This is a genomic window from Microvirga sp. 2TAF3, from assembly GCF_052114965.1.
GTDB lineage: Bacteria > Pseudomonadota > Alphaproteobacteria > Rhizobiales > Beijerinckiaceae > Microvirga.
This window is the reverse complement of sequence record NZ_JBFRFT010000002.1, coordinates 153483-168072: the sequence shown is the minus strand read 5'-3', so window position 1 is coordinate 168072 and position 14590 is coordinate 153483. Positions and strand designations below refer to the sequence as shown.

The 14590-nt window shown below is 63.9% G+C and carries 15 protein-coding genes; 12 read left to right on the top strand and 3 right to left on the bottom strand.

Translation table 11 applies throughout. The features are described from left to right. Window positions 1-5: 5 nt before the first annotated feature. From AB4Y97_RS03215 to hemB, 3 genes are read right to left on the bottom strand one after another with little or no spacing between them, the layout of a single operon-like run. Window positions 6-1247, bottom strand: a complete 1242-nt coding sequence (locus tag AB4Y97_RS03215) for a threonine ammonia-lyase (RefSeq protein WP_441997559.1) — start codon at window positions 1245-1247, stop codon at window positions 6-8. 27 nt (window positions 1248-1274) lie between these two features. Then, window positions 1275-2591: a branched-chain amino acid ABC transporter permease gene (locus tag AB4Y97_RS03210; protein ID WP_441997558.1), complete on the bottom strand. Its 1317-nt coding sequence runs from the start codon at window positions 2589-2591 to the stop codon at window positions 1275-1277. A 52-nt stretch (window positions 2592-2643) separates the two neighbouring features. Continuing rightward, a complete protein-coding gene (hemB, locus tag AB4Y97_RS03205; RefSeq protein WP_441997557.1) occupies window positions 2644-3687 on the bottom strand; it encodes a porphobilinogen synthase in 1044 nt (347 codons plus the stop codon). A gap of 186 nt (window positions 3688-3873) precedes the next feature. On the opposite strand from hemB, the gene AB4Y97_RS03200 reads away from it, so the two are divergent. From AB4Y97_RS03200 to AB4Y97_RS03145, 12 genes are all read left to right on the top strand, one after another. Beyond that, a complete protein-coding gene (locus AB4Y97_RS03200) occupies window positions 3874-4926 on the top strand; it encodes an enoyl-CoA hydratase/isomerase family protein (protein WP_441997556.1) in 1053 nt (350 codons plus the stop codon). Then, window positions 4926-5384 (top strand): hypothetical protein, encoded by a 459-nt coding sequence (locus AB4Y97_RS03195; RefSeq protein ID WP_441997555.1) that lies wholly within the window; start codon window positions 4926-4928, stop codon window positions 5382-5384. The genes AB4Y97_RS03200 and AB4Y97_RS03195 overlap by 1 nt, the downstream gene beginning before the upstream one ends. Before the next feature lie 322 nt (window positions 5385-5706). Continuing rightward, entirely contained in the window at window positions 5707-6972 is a 1266-nt protein-coding gene (locus AB4Y97_RS03190) for a L,D-transpeptidase family protein (protein WP_441997554.1), read from the top strand. Window positions 6973-7176: 204 nt separating this feature from the next. Further along, the gene (gene glyA / locus AB4Y97_RS03185) at window positions 7177-8481 is read left to right on the top strand and encodes a serine hydroxymethyltransferase (protein ID WP_441997553.1); all 1305 of its coding nucleotides are present in this window, start codon (window positions 7177-7179) and stop codon (window positions 8479-8481) included. Window positions 8482-8502: 21 nt separating this feature from the next. Next, entirely contained in the window at window positions 8503-8931 is a 429-nt protein-coding gene (locus AB4Y97_RS03180; RefSeq protein ID WP_441997552.1) for a hypothetical protein, read from the top strand. Then, window positions 8931-9437, top strand: a complete 507-nt coding sequence (gene nrdR / locus AB4Y97_RS03175; RefSeq protein WP_441997551.1) for a transcriptional regulator NrdR — start codon at window positions 8931-8933, stop codon at window positions 9435-9437. The genes AB4Y97_RS03180 and nrdR overlap by 1 nt, the downstream gene beginning before the upstream one ends. Next, complete coding sequence (gene ribD, locus AB4Y97_RS03170; RefSeq protein WP_441997550.1) at window positions 9437-10579, top strand: bifunctional diaminohydroxyphosphoribosylaminopyrimidine deaminase/5-amino-6-(5-phosphoribosylamino)uracil reductase RibD; 1143 nt, start codon at window positions 9437-9439, stop codon at window positions 10577-10579. The genes nrdR and ribD overlap by 1 nt, the downstream gene beginning before the upstream one ends. Further along, a complete protein-coding gene (locus tag AB4Y97_RS03165) occupies window positions 10579-11214 on the top strand; it encodes a riboflavin synthase (RefSeq protein WP_441997549.1) in 636 nt (211 codons plus the stop codon). Before ribD ends, AB4Y97_RS03165 begins: the two co-directional genes overlap by 1 nt. 116 nt (window positions 11215-11330) lie before the next feature. Further along, entirely contained in the window at window positions 11331-11822 is a 492-nt protein-coding gene (gene ribH / locus AB4Y97_RS03160; protein WP_441997754.1) for a 6,7-dimethyl-8-ribityllumazine synthase, read from the top strand. Between the two features lie 2 nt (window positions 11823-11824). After that, window positions 11825-12307, top strand: coding sequence for a transcription antitermination factor NusB (gene nusB, locus AB4Y97_RS03155; RefSeq protein WP_441997548.1), 483 nt, complete (start codon window positions 11825-11827; stop codon window positions 12305-12307). A gap of 27 nt (window positions 12308-12334) precedes the next feature. Next, window positions 12335-13324, top strand: a complete 990-nt coding sequence (gene thiL / locus AB4Y97_RS03150; RefSeq protein ID WP_441997547.1) for a thiamine-phosphate kinase — start codon at window positions 12335-12337, stop codon at window positions 13322-13324. Further along, window positions 13299-14531, top strand: a complete 1233-nt coding sequence (locus AB4Y97_RS03145) for an MFS transporter (protein WP_441997753.1) — start codon at window positions 13299-13301, stop codon at window positions 14529-14531. Before thiL ends, AB4Y97_RS03145 begins: the two co-directional genes overlap by 26 nt. Window positions 14532-14590: the final 59 nt, after the last annotated feature.

Below are 14590 nucleotides of genomic sequence, written 5' to 3'. Positions count from 1 at the left end.
TCCTCTCAGTAGGCGGATTCAGACAGACAATGTGAATCGATCCGTTTCGGAGCGAGTCCGTCCGCCGCCAGGGCTTCGAATACCTCCAATGTATGTTTCCTGTCGCGGGTTTCGATAGTGATGTCGATGGAAACGCCCTTGGCCGGGACGTCGAGGAAGAGACGGCCGTGGGAAACCTCGAGAATATTCGCGCCGAGCTCGCCGAGACGGCTGGCCACGCGACCGAGGAGACCCGGCCTGTCGTTCGATGTGATGCGGAAGGAGGCGATGCGGTCATCCCGTTCGAGTTCGCGCACCATGACCGAGGCCAGGATCCGCGCGTCGATATTGCCGCCGCAGAGCACGAGCCCGACGCGCTTGCCGCGGAACCGCTCCGGCTGGGAGAGCATGGCGGCAAGGCCGGCTGCGCCCGCACCTTCGGCCATCGTCCGTTGCAAGGTGGCATAGGCATTGACCGCGCGCTCGATCAGCGGCTCCTCGACCAGGATGATGTCGGAGACGAGTTCCTTGACGATGGGCAGCGGGAGCTGTCCCACGGCCTTCACCGCGATGCCTTCCGCCAGGGTCGCCCCGCCGATGGGACGATCCTCGTGCCTGATGACATTCTGGAACGACGGATAAAGCGCCGCTTCCACGCCGATGATCTCGATCGAAGGCTTCAAGGCCTTGGCCGCAACCGCGATGCCGGAAATCAGGCCGCCGCCGCCGATGGGGACAATGATCTGGTCGAGTTCCGGCGCATCCTCCAGCATCTCGACGGCGATGGTGCCTTGACCGGACATGACCTTCGGGTCGTCGTAGGGATGGACGAAGACGAGGCCTTCCTCCGCCGCGATCTGGCGGGCACGGTCAGCAGATTCGTAGAGCGTTTCGCCATGGAGGATCACGCGGGCGCCATAGGCGCGGGTGTTTTCAGCCTTCACCAGGGGCGCGCTTTCCGGCATCACGATGGTCGCCGGAATGCCGAGGCGTCGCGCGTGATAGGCCACGGCCTGGGCATGGTTGCCCGCCGACATGGCGATGACGCCGCGCTTGCGCTCATCGGGCGTCAGGCTTTCGAGCTTCACGACCGCCCCGCGCTCCTTGAACGAGCCGGTCGGCTGCATATTCTCGTGCTTGACGCAGACGGTGGCGCCCGTGAGCTGCGACAGGCGCGGCGAGGGGACGAGGGGCGTGCGCAGAACCTGGCCCCGGATTATCGCTGCGGCACGATTCACGTCGTCGATGGTGATGGCAAAATCTGCCAAGGCTTCCTCCGGTTTTATGGTTATCCGTCAGACGGAGCGGGGGGTTATATCCTTAATGCCAAGGAACCCGCCCGGACGAAAGATCAGAAATACGACCAGGGCGACGTAGAGCGCCATGTCGCGGCCCTCGATGGGTAGATAAGCCGACCAGGCCGTCTCGAACAATCCTACCGCAACGCCACCCAGCATCGCTCCCGGGATCGAGCCGATCCCGCCGATGACGGCGGCGATCAGGGCCTTCAATCCGTATTGAAAGCCGCCCGCAAAGCCCAGGCCACCATATTGCGCCACGATCAGCATGCCTGAGAGCGCAGCCATGGCTCCCGCGAGCGCCAGGGTCTGGATCAGGAGGCGTCCACCATCGACACCGAACAGCGCCGCAGCGCGCTGATCGTCCGCATAGGCCCGCCAGGACAGGCCGAATCCCGTGGCCTTCATGAGCCAGAGCAGGGTCAAGGCCGCCACGAGGCCGATGCCCGACGTGATGAGGGAAATGGGTGTCAGCGCCACCAGAAAGTTCCCGGCGCGGGCGACGGGCCATTGCTCGGACCAGATAGGCGGCAGCCAGACGGTGACCGGGCTTTGCACGAGCCGTAGGTATTCCATCAGGAAAAGCGAAAGCCCCACCGTCGCGATGAGGCTCGGCTGGTTGCTGACGGTTCGTATGCGCCCGATAGTGAAATACCCGCCGACGGCGCTGTGGATCGCGCCGGCGAACAGCGCGGCGAGCAGGCCTGCCGCCAGCCCGAGGACGGGAGAACTCACTCCGGATGCGATGGCGATGGAGGCGCCCGCGATGGTTGCCGCCGAGCCGATTGCCGCCAGCTCTCCGAAGGCGAGGTTGATGCGGCCGCTCAGGCCGAAGACCAGGGCATAGGCGACGGCAAGGAGCGCGTAGATGGCCGTGCGCGGCAGGCTGGTTGCGAATTGCTGCAGAAAATAGGCGAGCGAATCGGGAACCTCGGCGACCTCCGTGCTCGCCGGGCTGCCCGGATCTCCTGCGATCCCCTCCGGGGAATCGATGTAGTAATGCTTGAGAAGATAGAGGCTGGCGCCTGAAATCGGGCCTTCCTCCGTCGCAAGGCCCGTCAGTTCCGCCTTGTTGGGGGAAAGCCCTTCGGCGGCGAACTGGCAGATGGCGAACCGGTCGAGGAGCGGCCGGCCAGGATATTCTGCCGAATAGAGGATGCGCAGGCTTTGCGGCGTCGCGCCCTTCTCGACCCGCTGAACGGTGATCCGCGCCCCCGGATTGAGGGCGGGCAGGGTGATCCGGCAAACTCGCGTCTGTTCCGCGTCGGTGGAAAAGGAGCATCCGGCCAGGAGGCCCAGGCCCAAGGCAAGCACGGCGAACCGCCATGCCCTGGTCAAGCCTGCACGCATCACGGGGGCCCGGACGTCAGGCTTGCGCCTTCAGCTTCTCGGCAACCCGTGGGGCGAAATAGGTAAGAATGCCGTCGGCCCCGGCGCGCTTGAAGGCGAGCAGGCTTTCCATCATCGCCTTTTCGCCGTCGATCCAGCCGTTGCGGGCGGCGGCCTCGATCATCGCGTATTCGCCGGAGACCTGATAGGCGAAGGTCGGGACCGCGAAGGTTTCCTTCACCCGATGGACGACATCGAGATAGGGCAGGCCCGGCTTGACCATGATCATGTCCGCGCCCTCATCGAGATCGAGGGCGACCTCGCGCAGGGCTTCGTCGGTATTGGCCGGATCCATCTGATAGGTCCGCTTGTCGCCGACGAGGGTGGCGTTGGTGCCGATGGCGTCGCGGAACGGGCCGTAGAAAGCGGAGGCGTATTTCGCCGCATAGGCCATGATCTGCACATCCTGAAAGCCCGCCTCGTCGAGGGCCTGACGGATGGCGCCAACGCGCCCATCCATCATGTCCGACGGAGCAATGATGTCGGCGCCGGCCTCGGCCTGGAGCAAGGCCTGGCGGGCCAGCAGCGCCACGGTCTCGTCGTTGAGAATGCGGTCGTCCTGCATCACGCCGTCATGGCCGTGGCTCGTATAGGGATCGAGCGCCGCATCGGTGATGACGCCGATCTCCGGCACTGCGCGTTTGATCTCGCGCACGGCGCGACAGACGAGGTTGCGGCTGTTCAGCGCCTCCGACCCGGTCGGGTCGCGCAAGGACGGATCGGTGTTGGGGAACAGCGCGATAGCCGGAATGCGAAGCTCTGCCGCCCGCTCGGCCTCGCGCACGGCCTCGGCAACCGTCAGGCGCTCGACGCCGGGCATGGAGGACACCGCATGGCGCCCGCTCGCTCCTTCGATGAGGAAGACCGGCCAGATCAGATCGTCCGCCGTCAGCACGTTCTCGCGCACCAGCCGTCGCGACCACTCGGCCTTGCGGTTGCGTCGCGGGCGGTGGGCCAGAGACAGGGACGACGCGGAGGCTTCTTGTGCGGCTGGGCGGGGAAAGGAAGACAGCTTCGACATGGATCCTGATCCGGGGCCGGCCTCGATCCGCCGGCTGATGTCAAAGGGTTAGCACATTTTAAGAACTCTAAAAAAGGGTCCGGCGTCGCATGAGAGGGTTGCAGTGGAGAAAGCTGCCGGCCAGGCTTGCATTGACCTTCGCCGCCCCCCTTGATTAAGCCGCGATGAGCAATGAAGGAGGCCCGCATGGACGAGAATGCCGAAATCCTCTGCGAGAAGCGGGGACAGGCGGGCCTGATCACGCTCAACCGACCGCGCGCGCTCAACGCGCTCACCTTGGGCATGGTGCGCGAGATGCGCCGGGCACTCGACGCCTGGGCCACCGATCCGGCAGTGACACGGATCGTCGTGACGGGCGCGGGCGAAAAAGCCTTCTGCGCCGGTGGTGACATTCGCCGCCTCAGCGAGTTCGGCCGTGTGGGCGAGAAGGAGGAGGCTTTGGCCTTCTGGCGCGAGGAGTATCAGCTCAACGCGCTGATCAAGCGCTACCCGAAGCCTTACATCTCCCTGATCGATGGCATCGTCATGGGAGGCGGCGTCGGAATTTCACTTCACGGCTCCTATCGGGTGGCAGGCGAACGCTATCTCTTCGCCATGCCCGAGGTCGGGATCGGGTTCTTCCCCGATGTCGGCGCGACCTATGCCCTGCCACGGCTTCCAGGGCGGATGGGCATGTATATCGCCCTGACCGGCGATCGTATCCGCCGTGCCGATGCGATGATGCTCGGATTGGCGACCCATGCGGTGGAGAGCGGCCAGATCGACGCTCTGCGCGAGGCGCTGATCGCCGGCGAGCCTGTCGATGCGGCCTTGTCGAAGGCCTCCGTCGATCCGGGACCTGCGCCCTTGTCGGTCCATGAAAGTCTGATCGATTCCTGTTTTTCCGCCGAGAGCGTTCCTGCCATTCTCCAGCGTCTCGACAAGGCAGCCGCGGAGGGCTCGGAATTCGCTGCCGGGCTCGCCGCAACCATGCGGACCAAATCGCCGACGAGCCTCTCCATCGCCTTCGAGCAGGTGCGCCGGGGAGGGGCTCTCGATTTCGAGGGGGCCATGAAGACGGAGTTTCGAATCGTGTCCCGGATCGCCGAGGGGCACGACTTCTATGAGGGCGTGCGGGCGACCCTGGTCGACAAGGACGGAAAGCCGCACTGGCAGCCGGCCACTCTGGACGCGGTCGATAAAGCCGCTATCGAAGGGTACTTCGCCAGCCTTGGCGTCCATGAACTGGAGATTTCCTGATGGCCCGCGCGACCAGCCAGAAGAGCACCCTCGACCTGGCCAAGGACTACGCCTCCGACCGCATCGAGGAGCGCCCGACGCCACCCGGTGTCATGCGCTGGAGCTTCATTCTCACCTGGTTCATGCGTGTCCTGGCCATTCTCTGGATCATGAAGGGGCTCAGCGCCTGGGCGGTGATCCTCGGGATCTGGACGCCCATCGGCCATTTCGAGGGGCGCACGACCGGCTATCAGGCCACCGTCATCTATTTCGCCCTGATCGACCTCATCGCCGCCGTAGGCCTGTGGATGGGGAGCACCTGGGGGGGAATCATGTGGCTGCTGGCTGTCATGAGCCATCTGATTCTGGCGGCGTTCTTCCCGAATGTCGTTTCGAGCGGCCTCATGACGATTGCCTTCTTCCTGACCCTTGTCGTGGTCTATCTCGGAATTTCGTGGCTCGGGGCGCAGGAGAAATAAGGCCTGAATATATTTGGAAATAATGATTTGCCGGGGTTTCTTCAGGTTTGGCGCGAGGAAAAAAGTCGTCTTTTCCGACGGCGATCACGGAATAGTGTATCCATAATCACACACTCACGAATTAGACACATCCTCAGGCGGTATTGAACGGGTAAGGGCCTCCGGCGGTCGAATTTTGCCATAAAACGGCCCCGATGTTCCTTGTTTTCGATACCGTTCCTTAATCCAATCCCGGCATTTTTTGCTGGAATTGAGAGTGGTTATGGAATTGGTTCCTCTGCTTTCGCCTTGTCCCTCTAAACAACCGGAAAAGCCTGCGCTCATGTTGTCTCGCCGTAACCTTCTGACAGGATCGCTCGCCCTCGTCTTCACTCCGGCTGCGGCTCTGGCTCAGCAATTCGCCCAGAATCAGGCCGAGTGGTCGCAAAACTACGAGGCGGTTTCCCGGACCCGCGTGGCGCGGACCTCGACTCCCATTCTGTCGCCCGACGCCCTGGCCGCGACGGAGCAGATGATCGAACAATATCGGAGCATCTCGGCCCGCGGCGGCTGGCAGCCGGTTCGCGGCGCCGACGGATTGCGCGTCGGCGTGAAGAGCCCGGCCGTGATGGCCTTGCGCCAGCGCCTGATCATTACCGGTGATCTCGACCCCGCCGCCGGCGAGTCACCGATCTACGATTCCTATGTCGAGGCAGGCGTTCGCCGCTTCCAGGCCCGCCATGGCCTCAGCTCGACGGGCACCATGACCGCCGCGACCGTCGCGGCCATGAATGTCCCGGTCGACATCCGCACCCGCCAGCTCGAGATCAACCTCGTCCGCCTGCGGAGCTTTTCCGGCAACCTGGGCAACCGCTATGTGGTCGCGAACATCCCCGCCGCTCTTGTCGAGACGGTGGAAAACGGCGCCGTCCACACGCGCCACGCGGCGGGCGTCGGCAAGATCGACCGTCAGTCGCCGCTGCTCAACTCCAAGGTCGTCGAGATCAATTTCAACCCCTTCTGGACCGTCCCGGCATCGATCATCCGCAAGGATCTGATCCCCAAGATGCAGAAGGAGCCGAACTACCTCACGGACAACAAGATTCGTATCTTCAACGGCGCGGGGCAGGAGCTGAGCCCGAGCCAGGTCAACTGGTTTTCGGACGAGGCGACACGCTACCGTTTCCGCCAGGATTCGGGTGGCGAGCTCAACTCCATGGGATTCGTGCGCATCAACATCCCGAACGCTCATGGCGTGTACATGCACGACACGCCCTCGAAGGGCATTTTCGGTGACGATTTCCGCTTCGTGTCGTCGGGTTGCATCCGCGTGCAGAACGTGCGCGACTACATCGAGTGGCTGTTGAAGGATACTCCCGGCTGGAGCCGAGAGCAGATCGACGCGACCTTCAAATCCGGTTCTCGTACCGATACGCGCCTTGCGGTGCCGGTCAACATCTACTGGGTTTACATCACCGCCTGGGCGACTCCGGACGGTCTCGTGCAGTTCCGCGACGACATCTACAACAAGGACGGTCTCGGCAGCGCGATCCCGGTTGCGAGCCGCGTCCCGAACGAACCCGACGAAGAAATGTTCCTACAGAACTGATTTTTCTCCTGAAATAAGCTTTCGACAACAGCTCGCCCCAAAGGCGGGCTGTTGCTTTTGGAAAGCCGCCGCATGCGGCTTGGCGTGGTTCCACCGGCCATGGTAAAGGCCAGAGACAATTTCAGGTCGGATCGTCGTGGGAGCTGGATTAGAAGACCGAAAATCCCCACATTCGAACGGCAATCGCAGCAGGCGAGGGTTATCATGAGCGCGAGTGAAGCGACACGCAGCCATCTGTCCAACAGCTTTTTCTCGGCGAGCCTTGCCGACAGCGATCCCGAGATCGCGCGCGCCATCGGGCTCGAGCTCGGCCGCCAGCGGGAGGAGATCGAGCTGATCGCCTCCGAGAACATCGTCTCTCGCGCCGTCCTGGAGGCCCAGGGCTCGGTGATGACGAACAAGTATGCGGAAGGCTATCCGGGTCGCCGCTATTATGGCGGGTGCCAGTTCGTCGATATGGCGGAGGAACTCGCCATCGAGCGAGCGAAGCGTCTCTTCGATTGCAAGTTCGCCAACGTCCAGCCGAATTCCGGCAGCCAGGCCAACCAGGCCGTGTTCATGGCGCTGATGAAGCCGGGCGACACCTTCATGGGCCTGGATCTGGCCTGCGGTGGGCATCTCACCCACGGTTCGCCGGTCAACATGTCCGGCAAGTGGTTCAACGTGGTGAGCTACAAGGTGCGCGAGAGCGACCAGATCATCGACATGGACGAGGTGGCGCGCCTTGCCCGCGAGCATAAGCCGAAGGTGATCGTCGCCGGCGGCTCGGCCTATTCGCGCTTCTGGGATTTCGCCCGCTTCCGCGAGATCGCGGACGAGGTCGGCGCCTTCTTCATGGTCGATATCGCGCATTTCGCCGGTCTCGTGGCCGGCGGCGCCCATCCGTCGCCGTTCCCGCACGCTCATGTGGTCACCACCACGACCCACAAGACCCTGCGCGGCCCGCGCGGCGGCATGATCCTCACCAACGAGGAGGACATCGCCAAGAAGGTCAACTCGGCGATCTTCCCCGGCCTCCAGGGCGGCCCGCTCATGCACGTCATCGCGGCCAAGGCCGTGGCTTTCGGCGAAGCCCTGCGGCCGGAATTCAAGCTCTATGCCCGCTCCGTCGTCGAGAACGCCAAGGCGCTGGCCGACACCATGCTCTCGAACGGTTATGCCATCGTCGCCGGCGGCACGGACAATCACCTCATGCTGGTGGATCTGCGTCCGAAGAAGCTGACCGGCAAGGCAGCCGAGGCTGCGCTCGGCCGCGCCCACATCACTTGCAACAAGAACGGCGTGCCTTTCGATCCCGAGAAGCCGATGGTGACCTCCGGCATCCGCCTCGGCACCCCCGCCGCCACCTCGCGCGGCTTCGGCGTCGCGGAGTTCCGCAGGGTCGGCGAACTGATCGTCGAGGCTCTGGACGGGCTCGCCAAGCATGGCGAGGAAGCCAATGCGGCCGTCGAGGCCTCGGTCAAGAACCGGGTGCACGAACTGACCCGTCGCTTCCCGATCTACGGCTGATTGGAGGGTGAAACCTAGGTCATGAGGCCTTCCCAATCATACCTTCCGGCGATCCGCGCTGCCGCAGGGTTTGCGTTGGCTCCGATGGTTGGTGTTGCAGGGTTTGGCCTTATTTCAGAAGGCTATCGCTTCATCGAGGATCTCCTGATTGGGCGTTCCACCATTGTGAGCATCATTGTCATTGTCGCTTACGTGCAGGCGGCGCTCCTAGGTCTGCCTGCATATTTTCTGCTCAAAGACAGAGTAAGACCGACGATTCTGAATGCTGCTCTAGCGGGGATCATCGTTGCGTCTTTGCCTTGGGTAACGTTGAGCGTCGGTTCCTTCCAGTTAACAGCAAGTATTCAAGTGATCACTCATACGGCTCTGGCTGGATTGCTTGCCGGCATAGCATTCTGGATCTGTGCTGCTTGGCGGAACAGTAACTTTGATTTTCAGGTAGAAGACTGATGCGCTGTCCCTATTGCGGGAGTCTCGACACCCAAGTGAAGGACTCTCGGCCGATAGACGATTCCTCCTCCATTCGCCGCCGCCGTATCTGCCCGGATTGCGGTGGCCGCTTCACGACCTTCGAGCGTGTGCAGTTGCGCGAACTCACGGTGGTGAAGCGTTCGGGCCGTCGCGTGCCGTTCGACCGCGACAAGCTTCAGCAATCGGTGGAAGTGGCGCTCCGCAAGCGTCCGGTCGATCCGGAACGCGTGGAGCGGATGCTCAACGGCATCGTGCGGCAGCTCGAGAGCATGGGCGATGCCGAGGTGCCGAGCGAAACCGTCGGCGAACTCGTCATGGAAGGCTTGAAAGGCCTCGACGACGTGGCCTATGTGCGCTTCGCCTCGGTCTACAAGAACTTCCGCGAGGCCAAGGATTTCGAAGAGATTCTCGGCCATCTCGCCAACGAGGAAATGGACGGGGACCAACCGATTTCGCCCAAGCGCAATCCGGTCCAATCCGACTGATGGCCCCATCCACACCCGCAGGGGACCCTTCGGCTGAAAAAGCAGAGCGGGACCGGCGCTTCATGCGCCTGGCCATTGCCCTGGGCGAACGGAATCTCGGTCTCACCTGGCCCAATCCCTCCGTTGGCGCTGTCGTCGTGGACGACAGGGACGGTGCGCCGCTGATCCTGGCCCAAGGCGCAACCCAGGCCGGCGGGCGGCCCCATGCGGAGCGTGTCGCCCTGGCCGCCGCCGGTGAGCGGGCAAGAGGCGCGACGCTCTATGTCTCGCTCGAGCCCTGTTCGCATCACGGCAAGAGCCCGCCCTGCATCGACGCCGTGATCGAGGCGGGCATCGCCCGCGTGGTTTCAGCAGTAGAGGATCCTGACGACCGGGTCGCGGGGCTGGGACATGCCCGTCTGCGCGAGGCCGGAATAACCGTCGATGTCGGCTGTCGGACCGAGGAAGCTCTCCGCTCCCATCGCGGCCACTTCACCAGGGTGACGAATGGCCGGCCCGCAATCACCGTGAAGCTGGCGCGTACCACGGAGGGTTTCGCGGGGAGCAGTAGCGGCCCGCGCCTGATCATCACCGATGAGCGGGCCAATGCCCGCGTCCATCTCATGCGCGCCCACGCGGACGCGATCATGGTGGGCGTCGGCACGATCCTTGCCGACGATCCTCTCCTCAACGTGCGTCTGCCGGGACTGGAGCAACGCTCGCCCATCCGCATCGTCATGGATAGCCATCTGCGTATTCCCGTGACGTCGCAGATCGTCGCCACTGCACGGGAGATCCCGACCTGGGTCATGACGACGGTCGGGGCTCCCATCGAGGCCGAGCGCGCCCTGATGAAGCGGGGCGTCGAGGTCCTGCGCGTCGGGCCGGACGATGCGGGACGCATCTCATTGCCCGAGGCGTTGAAACTGCTCGGCACGCGAGGGCTGACCCGGATCTTCTGCGAAGGCGGACCCGATCTGGCGAATGCCCTGGCGCGGGCCGATCTCGTCGACGAGCTTGTGCTCATTACCGGCCGTTCCGCGCGGGGCGAAGGCGATGTGCCGGCGCTCGGCTTCGCGCTTCAGGAAAAAATGGACGAGCTGCGCCTGAGCGGCGATGAGCAGCTCGGCTCCGACCTTTTCATGTTTTGGGAGAAACCCTGATGTTCACGGGTATCGTCACCGATGTCGGTGAGGTTGTCGCAGAGGAAGGTGCTCAGGGCACCTTGAAGCGCCTGCGGATCAATGCGGCCTACGATGCCGAGACGATCGCGCTCGGCGCCTCCATCGCCTGCGGCGGTCCATGCCTGACGGTGGTGGCGGTCGGCGCGCGCGAGGGTGGCTGCTGGTTCGATGTGGATGCCGCCGCCGAAACGCTGGAGCGCACCACGGTGCCGGACTGGACGGTGGGGACGCGCATCAATCTGGAGCGCTCCCTCAAGATCGGCGACGAGCTTGGCGGGCACATCGTCACAGGCCATGTGGACGGCGTCGCCACTATCGTGGCGCGGGAGGCCATTACGGCAGGGGATGATCCCTGGGGGCCGACGGCCCGGTTCTACGTCAAGGCTCCGGCCGCGCTCGCCCCGTTCATCGCGGAAAAGGGATCGGTCTGCCTCGACGGCACCTCGCTGACTGTCAACACGGTGAAGGACGATGTCTTCTCCGTGCTTATCATTCCCCACACCCTTGCGGTCACCACCTGGGGTGAGCGCCAGGTCGGCGACCGGCTCAATCTCGAGGTCGATCTGATGGCGCGATACGCCGCACGACTTGCAGAGGCGCGCGGGGCGGGGTAGGGACCCTCAACACGTTCTCCGTTTGGAGCACATAGCCCTTATCCTTCGACACGAGCCTCGCGGCTCTCCTCAGGATGAGGATGACATGCCCTGTTCAAGTCCGAAATTGGTTCCCGATGGTCGCCCATACGCCCGCTACTGCCAAATCCCGCCCGCCCGTTCCCGGCGCCCGCATCCTGATCGTGGAAGCCCGCTTCTACGACGATATCGCCGATGAATTGCTGGTCGGGGCCCGCAACGCCGCGGACGCGGCGCAGGCGAAGACGGACGTGCTGACGGTGGACGGCGCGCTCGAAATCCCGGCGACCATAGCCATCGCCCTCGATGCGGCAGAAAAGGCGGGCAGGCCCTATCATGCGGTCGTGGCGCTGGGTTGTGTCATCCGCGGCGAGACCGGGCATTACGACATCGTGGCGGGCGAAAGCGCCCGTGCGCTGATGGACCTGTCCGTCGAGCGGCGCATTCCGCTCGCCAACGGCATTCTTACCGTCGAGAATGACGAACAGGCCTGGACCCGCGCGCGGATCAATGAATTGAATAAGGGCGGGGGCGCGGTGGAAGCGGCTCTCGCCGTTCTGCGCATTCAACGAAACGTTCAGGAGGCCTGATCATGGCAAAGCCCGCAGAACGTTCGGCCGCTCGCCTTGCAGCCGTCCAGGCCCTCTATCAGATGGATGTTTCGGGCAAGGGCGTCATCGACGCCCTCGCAGAATTCGAGACATTCTGGATTGGCCGCGAGGTCGAAGGCATCGAGTTCCAACCTTCCGACAACGATTTCTTCCGCAACATTCTCTCCGGCGTGGTCGACAACCAGCGCGCCATCGATATGAAGATCGACAAGGCTCTCGCCGACGGCTGGCCCCTGAAGCGGGTCGAAGCCGTGCTTCGGGCCATCCTGCGCGCGGGCGCTTACGAGCTGATGTTCCGCAAGGACGTCCCGGTCCGCGTCGTCATCACCGAATATGTGGACGTGACTCACAGCTTCTACCATGAGGACGAGCCGGGGCTGGTGAATGCCGTGCTCGACACGCTTGCCCGCGATGTTCGGGCCGGCGAACTGGAAAAGAAGGCCGCGGGACAGGCAAAGCGATAGGCCCGGCATGAAGGGGCCCGTCCGCGTATGAACTCTCCGGCACGCCCCTCCGAGGACGGTCTCATCGCCCGATTCTTCGCGCCCCTCGCGGGCGAGGGCGGGCTTGGGCTTAAGGACGACGCCGCCTGCTTTTCGCCGCGCCCGGAACACGACCTCGTCCTGACGACGGACGCGCTCGTCGAGACGGTGCATTTCTTGCCAGGCGATCCGCCTGCTTCCGTCGCCCGGAAGGCCCTGGGCGTGAATGTATCCGACCTTGCCGCGAAGGGCGCGGATCCGGCGGGCTTCCTCCTCAGTCTCGCCCTGCCGGAGGATTGGACGGAGGCTTGGCTTTCCGGTTTCGCAGAAGGTCTCGGAGAAGCTGCCCGCGATTTCGGCTGTCCGCTTCTCGGAGGCGATACGGTGAAGGCGAGGGGAGCCTTGACCCTGTCCGTGACCGCCATTGGCGAAGTTCCTGTCGGGCGCATGGTGCTCCGCACGACGGCGCAGGTTGGCGATATCGTCTGCGTGACGGGCACCATCGGGGATAGCGCCCTGGGCCTCGACCTTCGGAAAGGTCCGGCCTGGGCCGCCAATCTTACGGCCGCCGACTGGGCCTTCCTCGCCGACCGCTATCTGCACCCGCAGCCCCGCCATCGCCTCGCTACCGCGTTGCGGATTCATGCCAACGCCGCCATGGACGTCTCCGACGGGCTTGCCGGCGATCTCGCCAAGATGATGCGCGCGAGCGGCATATCGGCCGTGATCGATCTGGAGCGGGTTCCGCTCTCCGTTGCCACCCGCAAGGCCGTCGAGGCGAAGCCCGAACTCATCGATCGGGTTGCGACCGGCGGCGATGATTATGAGATTCTCTGCACCGTTTCGGAGAAAAATCTCGACAGCTTCAAGGCGGAGGCCGATAGGGTCGGGGTTAAGCTATCCGCCATAGGTCGAGTCGTTTCGGGACATGACACGCCGGTCTTTCGGATGGGGGTTCTCGAAAGACGGTATGATGTCGGCTCATTCTCCCACTTCTGACAAGGCTTTCGCTTCCGAAGGAGACGGCCTCGCCAGGCACAACGCCCTCGTGCTCGCCTGCGCCCAGGCGCTTGGCGGCGCCAATCCGGCCATCGTGGTGTCGCTCGGCGGCCTCGTCGGGCAGGTCCTGGCGGAGGACAAGGCGCTCGCCACCCTTCCCGTGAGCCTGACGAATCTCGGATTGGCGTTGGGCACGATTCCGGCCGCCATCCTGATGCGGCGGGCGGGGCGGCGCACCGGCTATCTGTTTGGAGCCGGCATCTGCGTCTTCGCGGGGTGCCTTGCCGCGTTCGGAATCGCCTCCGCGAGCTTCCTGCTGTTCTGCCTCGGCACCTTTATCTCCGGCTTTTACGGCTCCTTCGTCCAAAGCTACCGCTTTGCCGCGACGGATGCAGCGTCCAACGCCTTCAAGCCGCGCGCCATCTCATGGGTGATGACGGGCGGCCTGGCAGCGGGGATCATCGGCCCGCAGACAGTCATCTGGACCCGCGACCTGATTGCGACCGCGCCCTTCGCCGGCGGGTTTCTCGGTCAGGCGGGGCTGGCGCTTCTGTCCATCATCGTCGTCTCGTTCCTGAGACCTATGCCCGTGAGCGCCGCACCGCAGGCGGGCGAGGACGGCGGCAGGCCCCTTCGCGAGATCATGGCCCAGCCGCGCTTCATCGTTGCTGTCGTGGCCGGTCTCGTCTCCTACGGCCTCATGAGCTTCATCATGACGGCGGCTCCGCTCGCCATGATCGGCTGCGGCCATCCGGTGGGCACGGCGGCGCTCGGCATCCAGTGGCACATCCTCGCCATGTTCGGCCCAAGCTTCTTCACGGGCCGACTCATCGGGAGATTCGGAAAGGGCCGCGTGACGGCTGCGGGCCTCGTCCTGATCGCACTTGCCGCTGCGATAGGCCTTTCGGGCATCAGCGTCGCCCATTTCTGGGCCACACTCATCCTCCTGGGCATCGGGTGGAATTTCGGCTTCATCGGCGCAACGTCCCTCGTGACCGATTGCTACCGACCGGAGGAGCGCACGAAAGTGCAGGCGGCTAACGATTTCCTGGTTTTCGGCTCGGTTGCCGTTGCGTCCTTCTCGTCAGGCAAACTGCTCAATATGGGCGGATGGGACAGCGTGAACTGGCTCGTCTTCCCACCCGTCATCGTCGCCCTGGTTCTCCTGGCCGTGCAGAAAAGGATAAAAATCCCTGTCCCGGCATGAAGTCTTTGTTGTGAGTCATGCGGAAGTCGCGTTGCGGGCTTCATAGTTTTTTGGCAGCG